At 67.8% G+C, this 14,271-nt stretch carries 10 protein-coding genes and 1 pseudogene; 7 read left to right on the forward strand and 4 right to left on the reverse strand.

The window, feature by feature from the left end; translation table 11 throughout:
• Positions 1-39: 39 nt before the first annotated feature.
• The 3 genes from mfd to EZ304_RS15805 all read right to left on the reverse strand — a co-directional run bounded on the left by mfd (position 40) and on the right by EZ304_RS15805 (position 5,152).
• Positions 40-3,504, reverse strand: a complete 3,465-nt coding sequence (gene mfd / locus EZ304_RS15795) for a transcription-repair coupling factor (RefSeq protein WP_099554738.1) — start codon at positions 3,502-3,504, stop codon at positions 40-42.
• 149 nt (positions 3,505-3,653) lie between these two features.
• Entirely contained in the window at positions 3,654-4,199 is a 546-nt protein-coding gene (locus EZ304_RS15800; protein ID WP_004150340.1) for a GNAT family N-acetyltransferase, read from the reverse strand.
• Positions 4,200-4,294: 95 nt separating this feature from the next.
• Positions 4,295-5,152, reverse strand: coding sequence for a 23S rRNA (adenine(2030)-N(6))-methyltransferase RlmJ (locus tag EZ304_RS15805; RefSeq protein WP_142807551.1), 858 nt, complete (start codon positions 5,150-5,152; stop codon positions 4,295-4,297).
• A gap of 35 nt (positions 5,153-5,187) precedes the next feature.
• On the opposite strand from EZ304_RS15805, the gene creB reads away from it, so the two are divergent.
• From creB to EZ304_RS15840, 7 genes and pseudogenes are all read left to right on the forward strand, one after another.
• The gene (creB, locus tag EZ304_RS15810) at positions 5,188-5,913 is read left to right on the forward strand and encodes a two-component system response regulator CreB (RefSeq protein ID WP_099554742.1); all 726 of its coding nucleotides are present in this window, start codon (positions 5,188-5,190) and stop codon (positions 5,911-5,913) included.
• A gap of 3 nt (positions 5,914-5,916) precedes the next feature.
• Positions 5,917-7,378, forward strand: a pseudogene (gene creC / locus EZ304_RS15815) (two-component system sensor histidine kinase CreC).
• Between the two features lie 81 nt (positions 7,379-7,459).
• On the forward strand, positions 7,460-8,779 hold the full coding sequence (creD, locus tag EZ304_RS15820; protein ID WP_142807553.1) for a cell envelope integrity protein CreD: 1,320 nt from the start codon (positions 7,460-7,462) through the stop codon (positions 8,777-8,779).
• Positions 8,780-8,789: 10 nt separating this feature from the next.
• Positions 8,790-9,200, forward strand: coding sequence for a hypothetical protein (locus EZ304_RS15825; RefSeq protein ID WP_142807554.1), 411 nt, complete (start codon positions 8,790-8,792; stop codon positions 9,198-9,200).
• A 139-nt stretch (positions 9,201-9,339) separates the two neighbouring features.
• Entirely contained in the window at positions 9,340-10,917 is a 1,578-nt protein-coding gene (locus tag EZ304_RS15830; protein ID WP_142807555.1) for a M20/M25/M40 family metallo-hydrolase, read from the forward strand.
• Positions 10,918-11,071: 154 nt separating this feature from the next.
• Positions 11,072-12,475: a glutamate--tRNA ligase gene (gltX, locus tag EZ304_RS15835; protein ID WP_142807556.1), complete on the forward strand. Its 1,404-nt coding sequence runs from the start codon at positions 11,072-11,074 to the stop codon at positions 12,473-12,475.
• A gap of 34 nt (positions 12,476-12,509) precedes the next feature.
• Complete coding sequence (locus EZ304_RS15840; protein ID WP_004150412.1) at positions 12,510-13,001, forward strand: Fur family transcriptional regulator; 492 nt, start codon at positions 12,510-12,512, stop codon at positions 12,999-13,001.
• Positions 13,002-13,112: 111 nt separating this feature from the next.
• Here EZ304_RS15840 and EZ304_RS15845 read toward each other — a convergent pair whose 3' ends face one another.
• Positions 13,113-14,267, reverse strand: a complete 1,155-nt coding sequence (locus EZ304_RS15845; protein ID WP_142807557.1) for an HlyD family secretion protein — start codon at positions 14,265-14,267, stop codon at positions 13,113-13,115.
• Positions 14,268-14,271 lie beyond the last annotated feature (4 nt).

The following is a 14,271-nucleotide window of genomic DNA, read 5'->3' on the forward strand; positions in this document are numbered from 1 at the left end:
CGCACCGGGTGGGGACCGGTGCGGGGTGTTCGGGGGCGATCAACCCGGGGCGAGGGTGGTCAGAAGGGCGCGGGCCGCGTTGAAGCGGTCTTCCGGCAACGGCAGCGGGTGCTTGATGCGCAGCTTGTCGGGCCCTTCCATGGCGTACAGGTTCGGTTGCTTCTGGATCAGCTGGATCACCGCCATCGGATCGATGTTCGGCTTGGATTCGAACACGATGCGGCCACCGTTCTCGCCCAGGTCCAGCTTGCGGATGCCCAACGTGTTGGCTTTCAGCTTCAGCTCGGCGATGGCGAACAGGTGCTTGGCCGCGTCCGGCAGCAGGCCGAAGCGGTCAATCATCTCCACCTGCAGCTCGCGCAGCGCATCGCTGTCGCGCGCGCTGGAAATGCGCTTGTACAGGGTCAGACGGGTGTGCACGTCCGGCAGGTAGTCTTCCGGAATCAGTGCCGGCACATGCAGCTCGACTTCGGCGCCGCGCACTTCCTCGCCGGCATCCAGGTCGGGCAGCTTGCCCTGCTTGATGCTGCGCACCGCGCGTTCCAGCAGTTCGGTGTACAGGCTGAAGCCGACCTCGGCCATCTGCCCGCTCTGGTCCTCGCCGAGCAGTTCACCGGCACCGCGGATCTCCAGATCGTGCGTGGCCAGGGTGAAGCCGGCGCCCAGTTCGTCCATCGAGGCGATCGCCTCCAGGCGCTTTTCCGCATCCGGAGTGATCGAGCGACGGTCGGGGGCCACCAGGTACGCGTAGGCGCGATGGTGCGAACGGCCGACGCGGCCGCGCAGCTGGTGCAGCTGGGCCAGGCCGAAGCGGTCGGCGCGGTTGATGATGATGGTGTTGGCGTTGGGGATGTCGATGCCCGACTCGATGATCGTGGTCGACAGCAGTACGTTGAAGCGCTGCTTCTGGAAATCCAGCATCACCTTTTCCAGCTCGCGCTCGGGCATCTGCCCGTGGGCGACGCCGATGCGTGCCTCGGGCACCAGCTCGGACAGCTCGCGCTGCATGCGGCCGATGCTTTCCACGTCGTTGTGCAGGAAGTACAGCTGGCCACCGCGAGCGAGCTCGCGCTGGAAGGCTTCGCGCAGCAGCGCGTTGTCCCACTGGGTGATGAAGGTCTGCACCGCCAGCCGGTTCGGCGGCGGCGTGGCGATGATCGACAGGTCGCGCAGGCCGGCCATGGCCATGTTCAAGGTGCGCGGGATCGGCGTGGCGGTCAGCGTCAGCAGGTGCACGTTGGCGCGCAGCGCCTTCAGGGCTTCCTTCTGGCGCACGCCGAAACGCTGCTCCTCGTCGACGATGACCATGCCGAGGTCCTTGAACTTCACGTCCGGCTGCAGCAGGCGGTGGGTGCCGACGATGACGTCGATGGTGCCGGCGGCCACCTTCTCCAGTTCGGCCTTGATTTCCTTGGCAGTCTTGAAGCGCGACAGCACTTCGACCTTCATCGGATAGTCGGCGAAGCGGTCGCGGAAGTTGCGGTAGTGCTGCTCGGCCAGCAGCGTGGTCGGCACCAGCACGGCCACCTGCTTGCCGGCGCTGGCCGCGGCAAATGCCGCGCGCACGGCCACTTCGGTCTTGCCGAAGCCGACGTCGCCGCAGACCACACGGTCCATCGGCTGGCTGCTGGCCAGGTCGCGCAGGGTCGCGTCGATGGCGGCCAGCTGGTCGGGGGTTTCCTCGAACGGGAAGCCGGCCGCGAACGGCTCGTACATTGCGCGGTCCACCTGCAGCGCCAGGCCGGCACGCGCCTGGCGGCGGGCCTGGATCTCCAGCAGCTCGGCAGCGACGTCGCGTACCTTTTCGGCGGCCTTGCGCTTGGCCTTGCTCCACTGCTCGCCACCGAGCGAATGCAGTGGCGCGGTTTCCGCCGAAGCGCCGGAGTAGCGGCTGATCAGGTGCAGCTGGGCGACCGGCACATACAGGCGGTCGCCCTTGGCGTACTCGATTTCCAGGAACTCGCCGGGCATGCCGCCGACGTCCATCGCGATCAGGCCACGGTAGCGGCCGACGCCATGGTCCTCGTGCACGATCGGCGCGCCCTCGGTCAGTTCGCCGAGGTCGCGGATGATCGCTTCCGGCTCGCGGCCGGCACGGCGCGTGCGGCGGGTGCTGCCGGCGCGCTCGGGGAACAGCTGGCGCTCGGTCAGCACCGCGATGCGCGGGTCGTCCAGTGCGAAGCCATCCTCCAGCGGCGCCACCGCGATCGCGAAGCGCGCATCGTCGGCGAGGAAGCTGGGCAGGTCGGCCACTACCGGTGGCTTCAGCTCGGCGGCCTGCAGCACTTCCAGCAGGGCCTCGCGACGCCCGGGCGAATCGGCGGCAATCAGTACCCGGCCCGGATAGTGGCCGAGGAAGGATTTCAGCGCGTCGCCAGCGGGGGCCTCGCGTGCGGCCACCGGCAGCGGCGGCAGCGGCTGGTCACCCAGCGCATGGGCATCGGCGATGCGCGCGTGGTCAGCCGACCACACCTCGATGCGCGGGGCATCGTTCAGGCGCTCGCGCAGCAGCTCCGGCGACAGGTACAGCGCCGACGGCGGCAGCAGCGGCCGTTCGACGTCGTGGCGGCGCTGTTCGTAGCGCTCGCCGGTCTGCGCCCAGAACGCCTCGGCGGCTTCGCCGGCACCGGCACAGACCACCGGCAGGCTGCCGTCGGGCAGGTAGTCGAACAGGGTTGCGGTGCGTTCGAAGAACAGCGGCAGGTAGTACTCGACGCCAGCCGGGGCCAGCCCGGACTTCAGGTCCTGGTACAGCGCGCTGCGCCGGGTATCCACATCGAAGCGCTCGCGCAGCGTGGCCAGCACGCGAGCGATGCTGGCCTCGTCCATCGGGACTTCGCGGCCGGGCAGCATGTGCACGGACTCGACCTTGTCCAGCGAACGCTGGCTTTCCGGGTCGAAGGCACGGATCGAGTCGATGTCTTCGTCCAGCAGCTCCACGCGCAGCGGCTCGTCGGCACCCATCGGGTACACGTCCAGCAGGCCACCGCGCACCGCGAAGTCGCCCGGGTCCATCACCTGCGGCACGTTGCGGTAGCCGGCGCTTTCCAGGCGGCGCTTCTCGGCCTCCAGATCCAGGCGCTGGCCGACCTTCAGGTCGAAGCTGCCACCGATCACGTAGCTGCGCGGGGCCAGCTGCTGCAGCAGGGTCTGCACCGGCACGATCACCAGGCCACGCTTCAGCGCGGGCAGGCGGTGCAGGGCAGCCAGGCGCTGCGAGATGATGTCCGGATGCGGGCTGAAGCGGTCGTAGGGCAGGGTTTCCCAGTCCGGGAAGGCGACCACCGGCAGTGACGGGTCGCTGCCCAGCAGGGTCTGCAGGTCGGCTTCGAGCTGATTGGCGCCGTGGTTGTCACGGGCGATCACCAGCAGCGGGGCATCGTGCGCACGCGCGGCCTGGGCCAGGTACCAGGCCAGGGCGGTCGGCGAGGCGGGGGCGCGCCACCAGGCGCGGAGCTGGCCGGCGCGCGGCAGCGGCGGGGCGGGGTATGAGGTACGCGACATGGACCCCGGATTTTAGCAGAAGCCCGATCGAAGCCCGGTGGGTCGTATCGGCCGTTGGCCGGCAGCCTCATGTGCCGTTGGGGTAACGCAATGCCGGCCAGCGGCCGGCACTACCGGAAAGCGTCGCCGGGCAGGGCCCGGCGCATCCGTCAGTTGTCCAGCTCCAGCACCATCCGCACCAGGCCTTCGGCACCGGTCGGGTGCGGCACCGGCTTGAAGCCCAGCGAGGCGGCCAGCTGCTTCATCGGCTCGTTCTCGGCGGCAACGTCGCCGTACAGGCGGTCCAGGTACTTGCCGCGGCCCCACTTCACCAGCTTGCGCATCAGCTGCCGGCCCAGGCCCTGGCCAATGAGGAAGCGGCTGATCAGGATCGCGTACTCGGCTTCACGGGTACCGGGGATGATCGAGGCCCGGGCGACCGCGCCGACCACCGCTTCGCCAGCGGGCAGGGATTCGGCAGCGACCAGGGTGATTTCGGTCTTGGGATTGGGATGGGTCAGGCGCTGGGTGGTTTCCGGCGAAAGCTCGGTCACCGCCTGCAGGAAACGATCACGGATTTCTTCCGGCCCGAACAGGCTGAACGCCGCTTGCAGCGGTGCGCCATCTTCCGGGCGGATGGGGCGGATCAGCAGCTCGTGGCCGCTGGGAGCCTTGAAGATCTCATGCCAGGGCGGCATGCGGTTGCGAGTGGCCATACCGGGTGATTCCTTGGTGGTCCATCGATTGTGGCATCACCGGGGCTGCATTCCGTGAACGAAAGGCTCACGGCGGTACAGCCTCGTGAAGGCCGTTATTCGGGTGCTTTGAGCCAATCCAGGCGGGTGCTGGCACCGGGTTCGCCCAGGTGCTGGCGCAGTGCCGGCAGGGCCGGGCCGACCACCCGGTCGAACTGCCACGGCGGGTTGAGCAGCAGCATGCCACTACCGTTGAGGCGCAGCGGCGAGTCGTCCGGGCGCACCAGGAACTCGATCGTCATCGCCGATTTCACCGGCAGGGCGGTGGCCTTGCGCAGGAAATGCAGGATGGTGCGGCGCTGCTTGATCGGGAACCAGACAGCACAGGTGGCCTGTGGCCAGCGCGCCAGGGTTTCGGCCAGGGCGGCCAGAACGGCCTGGTATTCGGCGTCCTGGGCCTCGTAGGGCGGGTCGATCAGCACCAGGCCACGGCCGATCTTGCTGCCGTTGAACTTCGGCGGCAGCAGCGAGCGCAGCAGCGCATAGCCATCGCCGGGGCGTACATCGACGCGGCTGTCATGGGCGAACAGGGCCTTCAGCGTGGCCGTTTCGGCTTCCTGCAGCTCACATACCGCCATGCGGTCCTGCGCACGCATGGCCTGTGCGCTCAGCAGCGGCGAGCCCGGGTAGTTGGTCATCGCGCCCACCGGGTTGTCGGCCTGTACCGCCTTCAGATAGCGCTCGACCACCTCCGGCAGCTTGGGCTGGGCCATCAGCCGCATGATCCCGGATTCGGCCTCGAGGGTCTTGCGGCTCTCTTCGCTGGCCAGCAGGTAGCGGCCGGCACCGCCGTGGGTGTCGAGCACGAAGAACGGGCTGTCCTTGCGCTTGAAGCTGTCGATCAGGGCCAGCTGCACGATGTGCTTGAGCACATCGGCGTGGTTGCCGGCATGGAAGGCGTGGCGATAGTTCATGGGCGGCAGTGTACGGGGCGGCGGCCGCAGCGGCTATGCTGCGCGCCATGACAGCTCCCGTTGCCCATGTCCTGGTAGTCGAGGACGAAGCCGCCATCGCCGAAACCGTGCTCTATGCGCTGCGCAGCGAGGGCTATGCCGCCAGCCACTGCCTGCTGGGCGGCGAGGCCCTGCAGCGGCTGCAGGCCGGGGATATCGATGTGGTGGTGCTGGACGTGGGCCTGCCCGACCTGGGCGGCTTCGAGGTGTGCCGGCGGCTGCGCGCGCAGCCCGGACCGGCGGCCCAGCTGCCAGTGATCTTCCTGACCGCCCGCAACGACGAAGTGGATCGCGTGCTCGGCCTGGAGCTGGGCGCTGATGACTACATGACCAAGCCGTTCTCGCCGCGCGAGCTGGTGGCGCGGGTGCGCGCGCGCCTGCGCCGTGCGGCACCGGTCGTGGCAGCGCCCAGCGCCGACGCGGGCTGGCAGGAACATGGCACCTTCGCCATCGACCGCGAAGGCCGGCGCATCCGCTTCCGTGGCCAGGCACTGGACCTGACCCGCTACGAGTACGCGCTGCTGGAGGCGCTGCTGCAGCGCCCCGGCGCCATTCTCAGCCGTGCCCAGCTGATGGACCGTGGCTGGGACAGCAGCGCCGACAGTGCCGACCGCACCGTTGATACCCATGTAAAGACGCTGCGCGCCAAGCTGCGCGCGGCCGGTGCCAGCGACGACCCGATCCGCACCCACCGTGGCCTTGGCTATGCGCTGGAGGTCTAGCCGATGCGCCTGGTGCTGAAACTGTTCCTCGGCTTCTTCCTGATCACCGGCATCGCGGCGTTCTTCGTGATGCGCGTGTTCGTCAACGAAGTGAAGCCGGGTGTGCGCCAGGCAATGGAATCGACCCTGGTCGACGCCGCCAACGTGCTGGCCGAAATGGCCGCCGCCGACGTCAAGGACGGCACCATCCGCAGCGGCAGCTTCACCCGCAACCTGGCCAAGGCGCGCCAGCGCGACCTGAAGGCGATGGTCTGGCGTTTCCCGAAGCGTTCGCTGGACTACCGGGTGACCATCACCGACGCCAAGGGCATCGTCATCTACGACTCGCTGGGTCGCGACCTGGGGCGCGACAACTCGCGCTGGAATGATGTCTACCGCACCCTGCGCGGTGAGTACGGCGCCCGTTCCAGCCCTGAAATCGCTGGCGAAGAGGGCGATACGGTGATGCATGTGGCGGCGCCGGTGTACGACCCGGTCGATGGGCGCACCCTGATCGGCGTGCTCAGCCTGGCGCAGCCCAACCGAAGCATCGATCCGTTCATCGCCGCCAGCCAGCGCGCCATCATCGAGCGCGGCGCCTGGTTGATCGGGTTGTCGGCGCTGGTCGGCGTGCTGGTGACGATGTGGCTGACCACCGGCCTGGGCCAGCTCAGCCGCTATGCACGCGCAGTCAGCGCCGGCGAACCGGTGCCACCGCCTCGGCGGCGACGCGACGAGATCGGCGATCTCGGCCAGGCACTGGAAACGATGCGCCGCAAGCTGGAAGGCAAGGCCTACGTCGAGCAGTACGTGCAGTCGCTGACGCATGAGATGAAGAGCCCGCTGGCGGCCATCCGCGGTGCCGCCGAGCTGCTGCAGGAGCCGCTGCCCGAAGCCGATCGCGTGCATTTCGCACGCAGCATTGTCGACCAGCAGGAGCGGCTGACCGAGACCATCGACAAGCTGCTGGCACTGGCTGAAGTGGAACAGCACGGTTGGCTGCAGACCCGTGATCCGATCGCGCTGCCAACCTTGTTGGCCGATGCGGCCGCGGCCGCGCAGGTGCGCGCGCAGGCGGCGGGCGTGCAGGTCCGCATCGGCAGCGTTCCCGACCTGCAGGTGCAGGGCGACGGCTATCTGTTGCGGCAGGCGCTGCACAACCTGATCGACAACGCGATTGCGTTCTCCCCGGCCGGCGCGGAGGTCGCGTTGCAGGCCGAGGTGGACGGGCAGGGCGTGCGCCTGCAGGTGGCCGACCGCGGTGCAGGCATTCCCGACTACGCGCGTGAGCGGGTGTTCGAACGCTTCTATTCGCTGGCCCGCCCCGGCAGCGGGCGGCGCAGTTCCGGCCTGGGCCTGCCGTTCGTGCAGGAGGTCGCCCGCCTGCATGATGGCCGTGCCAACGTCGACGTGCGGGAGGGGGGGCGGCACGGTGGCCAGCCTGTGGCTGCCGCTGGGCGCATTGGGCCAACGTCCGCGCCGCTGACTTCACACTCGCTTCAAATTCGCCACAAACCCTGCTCACCACGGCGGTCCATCCTGCAGCCCTCTCCAACGAGGATGGACCATGAAATCCCTGAAGATGCTGCTGAGGTTCGCCATTGTCGGCGGGCTGATCCTGCTGCTGCTGGTTCCGCTGACGATGATCCGCGAGGTCATCAACGAACGCAGCGCGTACCGTGACGAGGCCTTCTCGCGGGTGGCCGACAGCCGCGCCGGTGCACAGCAGCTGGTGGGCCCGGTACGGGTGGTGCCATGGGTGGAACGCAAGCAGGTTGAACTGGTTGACCCGCTGGGCGTCAAGAAGACCGAGGTGCAGGTCACCGAGGGGCACTGGCTGCAGATGCCGGCGTCGCTTGAGGTGGGCGGCGAGATGCTGCCGAGCCAGCGCGAAGTCGGCTTGTTCAAGGTGCCGGTGTACAGCTGGAACGGCCAGCTGAAGGCGACCTTTGCCGCGGACGATTATCCGGTGAAGGCCGGCCGCAGCTATGGCCAGCCGTATGTGGCGGTGGGCATTTCCGATGTGCGCGGCCTGGTCGGTACGCCGAACCTGCGCGTGGATGGCAAGCAGCTTCGGTTGCTGCCGGGCGTTGGCGCGGCCAGCGAAGTGGGGCGAGGCCTGCATGCACCAGTGGCCGGTTTCGCTGCGGATCAGGGCGGCATGCTGGCTGCCAGCACCGTTGAACTGGAGTTGCGCCTGGATGGCAGCCGCATGCTGTCGGTGGTGCCGGTGGGCGATGACACCCACATCGCGCTGCGTTCGAGCTGGCCGCATCCGTCGTTCAGCGGTGCGTTCCTGCCCAACGAGCGCCGCGTCGATGCGCAGGGCTTCGATGCGCGCTGGGCGGTGTCCTCGCTGGCCTCCGACGCACAGCGCCAGCTGCGAAGTGACGGTGCGGTCGAATCGCAGGCGGTGACGGTGTCGCTGGTCGATCCGGTCGATACCTACACCCAGGCCGATCGTGCCTCGAAGTACGGCGTGCTGTTCGTGCTGCTGACTTTCGTGGGCTTCATCCTGTTCGAGCTGATCAGGTCGCTGCGCATCCACCCGTTGCAGTACCTGATGGTGGGCCTGGCGCTGGCGATCTTCTTCCTGCTGCTGATCAGCCTGTCCGAGCACATCGCGTTCTGGAAGGCCTACCTGGTTTCGGCCGTGGCCTGTATCGGCCTGCAGGCGGTGTACCTGGCCAATGTGCTGGGCCACTGGAAGCGCGGCCTCGGCTTCGCGGCGCTGCTGACCGTGCTGTACGGCGCGCTGTATGGCCTGCTGGTGTCGGAGAACAACGCGCTGCTGATGGGTTCGCTGCTGCTGTTCGTGATCCTGGCGCTGGCGATGTGGGTGACCCGCCGGGTGGATTGGTACGCGCTTGGCGCGGAACTGAAGTAAGGAGCACGCCATGGGCTGGCGCCAGGGATTGCGGCAACGGGCACGGCAGGGCATTCCGGCCCTGCTGGAAGTGGATGCACTGCTGCAGGCACATGGCGTGCTGGCGGCCCTGCCGGGGGCACGGATCGCCCCCGGCCTGGTCCGCTTCCAGCTGGCGGCGGTGACCTGCGAGGGACTGCAGGGCAAGGGGCTGGGCTGGCTGCAGGGCGCACGGCAGGGACGCGGTGCGCTGGCGGGCAAGGTGCCTCGCTACCGGCCCTGGAAGGCCGGGGCAGAGGCGCTGGCCGAGATCGGTATCGGTGGCCTGCCCGATGGCTGGCCCGCACACGCCGCGGTGTACGGCTGCAGCAGCATCGACCGGCGGCACTGGTTGCTGCTGCTGCCCGAGCGGGCGCAGTTGTGGTTGGGGTGGAATGGGTGATTCGGCTTTTCATCCACGCATGGCGTGGATCTACTGTTGTCCATGACCGATGGGACGGTATCGCCGCGCGCCTGCTGGCTAGACTCGATGGGTTGATGATCGAGCCGAAGGGCAGGGGTGCGATGTGTTGAAGTGGGGCATGCTGGCCGCAGCGCTGGCGATGGGTGGCAACGCAGGGGCGCAGCAGCGCGAGACGGTGGACCTGGACATGGTCAGCCGCATCCGCCAGGAGGCCTTCCACCGTTCGCAGGTGATGGACACTTTCAGCTATCTCACCGAGCGCATCGGCCCGCGCCTGACCAACTCGCCGGCGATGGGCCGCGCCAACGCGTGGACCCGCGGCAAGTTCAACGAATGGAAGCTGGACAACGTCCACGACGAAGCCTTCGACGACTTCGGGCGCGGCTGGGAGTTCACCTCGGCCAGCGTGGAGATGCTGGGTGACCGCGTGCAGCCACTGCATGCGCTGCCCAAGGCCTGGACGCCGGGTACCAAGGGCCCGGTCGAAGGCGAGCTGGTGCAGGTCGAGATCAAGAAGCCTGAAGACATCGAGAAGTACCGCGGCAAGCTGCGCGGCAAGATCCTGCTGCTGGGCGAGGCGCGCGAGTACAAGCGCGGCACCGAGCCCGATTCGCATCGCCACGACGCCACCTCGCTGGAAGGCCTGCAGGAATTCACCCTGCCCAAGGACAAGGACGCCACCGCCGCGCGTGCCAAGCGGGTGAAGGAGTACCAGGAACGCCAGCAGCTGGCGGCCAAGGTCAATGCGTTCTTCGTCGAAGAGGGCGCGCTGGCCTCGATCAGCATCAGCAGCTGGGACAACGGCATCATCCGGGTTGCCGGTGGTGGTTCGCGCAAGTCCGGTGAGTCAGTGGGCATCCCCGAGCTGGCGATGATCAGCGAGCACTTCAATCCGCTGGCGCGCGCGCTGGAGGCCAAGCAGACCGTGCGCCTGCGCGTGGATGTGGCCGCGCGTTTCACCGACGAGGCCGACCAGCCGGGTTACAACACGCTGGCCGAGATCCGTGGCAGCAGCAAGCCCGATGAAGTGGTGATGATCGGCGCGCACCTGGATTCCTGGCACAGCGGTACCGGTGCGGCCGACAACGCGGCCGGCGTGGCGGTGATGATGGAGGCGATGCGCATCCTCAAGGCGACCGGCGCCAAGCCCAAGCGCACCATCCGCGTGGCGCTGTGGAGTGGTGAGGAACAGGGCCTGATCGGCTCGCAGGCCTATGTGGCCAAGCACTTCGGTCGTTTCCCCGAACCCACCGACCCGGCACAGAAGGCGCTGCCGGCCTCGCTGCGCGAGCCCACCGGCGCGCTGCAGAAGACCCGCGATTACAGCAAGTTCCAGGTCTACTTCAACATGGACAACGGCTCGGGCCGTTTCCGTGGCATCTACGCGCAGGAAAACCTGGCGGCGATGCCGATCTTCGAAGCCTGGCTGGCGCCGTTCCATGACGTGGGCGCCACTACCGTGGCGACCCGCAACACCGGCAGCACCGACCACATCAGCTTCGACCGCATCGGCCTGCCGGGCTTCCAGTTCATCCAGGACCGGCTGGACTACTTCACCAACGTCCACCACAGCCACCTGGACACCTGGGACCACGCCGAACCGGAAGACCTGAAGCAGGCCGCGGCCATCGTCGCCTCGTTTGCCTACAACGCCGCAACGCGCGAGCAGTCGTTCCCGCGCAAGGTAGAACCGTAAAAGGGGACGGAGGGGATTAAGTCGTTTCTCCCCTCCGTTTCCCGGTCGCCACGCCCAGAGGCTGGGCAATCGCGACTTAATCCCCTCCGTCCCCTTTTTCCGTCGGGGGCGGAGGGCTGGTAAAATCGGGGAATTCCCGTTCCTCGAGCCGTCCATGACCTGCCGCACCCGCTTCGCCCCCAGTCCCACCGGCTACCTGCACATCGGTGGTGCCCGCACTGCGCTGTACTGCTGGCTGGAGGCCCGCCACCGTGGCGGCGAGTTCGTGCTGCGCATCGAGGACACCGACCGTGAACGCAGCACCCAGGGCGCGATCGACGCGATCCTGGAGGCGATGGAGTGGCTGGGCCTGGACTATGACGAAGGCCCGATCTACCAGACCGATCGCGTCGCCCGTTACCTGGAAGTGGCCGAGCAGCTGGTGGCCGACGGCAAGGCGTACTACGCCTACGAGACCCGCGAAGAGCTGGACGCGATGCGCGAGGCCGCCATGGCCAAGCAGGAGAAGCCGCGTTACAACGGCGCTGCGCGCGAGCTGGGCCTGCCGCGCAAGGATGACCCGAACCGCGTCATCCGCTTCAAGAACCCGCTGGAAGGTACGGTGGTGTTCGACGACCTGATCAAGGGCCGCATCGAGATCGCCAACAGCGAGCTGGATGACATGGTCATCTTCCGCCCGGACGGCTACCCCACCTACAACTTCGCGGTGGTGGTGGACGACTGGGACATGGGCATCACCGAGGTCATCCGCGGCGACGACCACATCAACAACACCCCGCGCCAGATCAACCTGTACGAGGGCATCGGCGCGCCAGTGCCGAAGTTCGGCCACATGCCGATGATCCTGGACGAGCAGGGCGCCAAGCTGTCCAAGCGCACCGGTGCAGCCGACGTGATGCAGTACAAGGATGCCGGCTACCTGCCGGACGCGCTGCTGAGCTACCTGGCCCGCCTGGGCTGGTCGCACGGTGACCAGGAGCTGTTCAGCCGCCAGGAGCTGATCGACCTGTTCGACGTGAAGGACTGCAATTCCAAGGCCTCGCGCCTGGACATGGCCAAGCTGGGCTGGGTCAACCAGCACTTCCTGAAGACCGAGGACGTGGCCGCGATCGTGCCGCACCTGGTCTACCAGCTGCAGAAGCTGGGCCTGGACGTGGCCGCTGGCCCCGCCCCGGAGGACGTGGTGATCGCCCTGCGTGAACGCGTGCAGACCCTGAAGGAAATGGCCGAGAAGGCCGTGGTCTGGTACCAGCCGCTGACCGAGTACGACGAAGCCGCCGTGGCCAAGCACTTCAAGGCCGGTGCCGAGGTGGCGCTGGGCAAGGCCCGCGAGCTGCTGGCCGCCCTGCCGGAATGGACGGCCGAATCGGTGGGCGTGGCCCTGCACGATGCGGCTGCAGCACTGGAGATCGGCATGGGCAAGGTCGCCCAGCCGCTGCGCGTGGCCATCACCGGCACCCAGGTCAGTCCTGACATTTCCCATACCGTTTACCTGGCCGGCCGCGAGCAGGCCTTGAAACGCATTGATGTGGCCATCACCAAGGTAGCAACGGCCTGAGGCATCCTTGCCAGGCCCGAACCGGAGAACACGCATGCCCGCCAAGACCGCCACTGCCTGTACCGCCCCGCACCACCACGTCCACGACGCATCGGATTTCGTGGCGGTGGTCGAGCGCGTCTCGCGCGAACGCGGGCTGCGCCTGACCCCGATCCGCGCCAATGTGCTGAAGCTGATCGCCGAGGCCGGCAAGCCGGTCAAGGCCTACGAGCTGCTGGAGTGGGTGCGCAACGGCAAGGGCGTGGGCGCTGATGCCCCGCCCACCGTTTACCGCGCCCTGGACTTCCTGATGGCCAATGGCTTTGTGCACAAGCTGGAATCGGTGAATGCCTTCGTGGCCTGCCACCATCCCAGCAGCGCCGCGCATTCGGTGCCGTTCCTGATCTGCAACAGCTGCCACAGCGCGGTGGAACTGGAAGACCGCGAGATCGTCACCCAGCTGGAGAAGCGCGCCAAGGAGCTGGGTTTCCAGCCGCAGGCGCAGACCCTGGAAGTACACGGCCTCTGCGCGCGCTGCGCCGGCTAACGCAACGGTAGTGCCGGCCGCTGGCCGGCATTGTGGAAACGGGGTCAGATCCCTTTGCCATTGGCAAAGGGATCTGACCCCGTTTCATATCGGCGCGACAGGGCCCGCGTCCTAGTCCATCGGCTTGGAGCGGGTATCCACCCGCACGATCACCGACATGCCGGGGCGCAGCTGCTTTGCCAGCTCCTGATTCCCGTTGATTGAAATCCGAACCGGCAGCCGCTGCACCACCTTGGTGAAGTTGCCGCTGGCATTGTCCGGGCGCAGCACGCTGAACTCCGACCCGGTAGCCGGCGCGATCTCCTGCACGCGACCCCGCAACACCTGGCCCTGGAACGCGTCCACCGAGAACGTGGCCGGCTGGCCGATCGCCATGCCCCAGGTCTGGCCTTCCTTGTAGTTGGCCACCACCCACAGCGTGTCAGGTACCAGGAACAGCAGCTGCGAACCGGCGGCGACGTACTGGCCCACGCGCACGCTGGCTTCGCTGATCTGGCCGTCGCGCGGCGCGTGGATCACCGTGTTGGCCAGATCGATGCGCGCCAGTTCCAGCTGCGCCTGCGCGCTTTCCACCTGGGCCTCCAGGCTCTTGCGCGCCACCTGGGTCGACACCAGCGTTTCCTCGGCGATGCGGATCTGCGCCTGCGACTGCTGCACGCTGGCCTGCGCCGAGGCCTGGGTGGTGCGGAACTTGTCGCGGTCGTTGATCGATACCAGCTGTTGCGCGGCCAGTTCCTCGTAGCGCCTGGTCTCGTTGCGCGAGCGCTGCAGTTCGGCTTGCCCGGCCGACAGCGTAGCCTGCGCGGAGGCAATCTGCGCACGGTTCTGCGCCTGCGATTGGTCGGAGTTGGCCAGTGCTGCGCGTGCGCTGTCCAGCGTCGCCTGCGCCTGGGCGACACGCTGCGCGTAGATGCGATCATCGATGCGCAGCAGCGGCTCGCCCTCCCTTACGTGCTGGAAGTCCTTCACCAGCACTTCTGTCACGTAGCCGTTCACCTGTGGCGCCATCACCGTGATCTGCCCGCGCACATACGCGTTGTCGGTCACCATCACCGTGCTGGTGAACGGCCACAGATGCCACGCGCGCAGAATCAGCGCGATGCCCAGCAGTGCCACCACTACCATCACCACCACGCTGCGTGCGCTGGGCTTGAGGTACTTCGGCGCCACGGCGGGTTCGACTGGCGTGGGCGCGGGGGCCGCGTCCGTCGGCGGCGGAGGGGAAACGTTGTCGGTGTCGTCGGGGCGGGGCGGGACGGGAGGCATGGGG

The organism is Stenotrophomonas maltophilia, assembly GCF_006974125.1.
In the GTDB taxonomy this organism is placed as follows: domain Bacteria; phylum Pseudomonadota; class Gammaproteobacteria; order Xanthomonadales; family Xanthomonadaceae; genus Stenotrophomonas; species Stenotrophomonas maltophilia_O.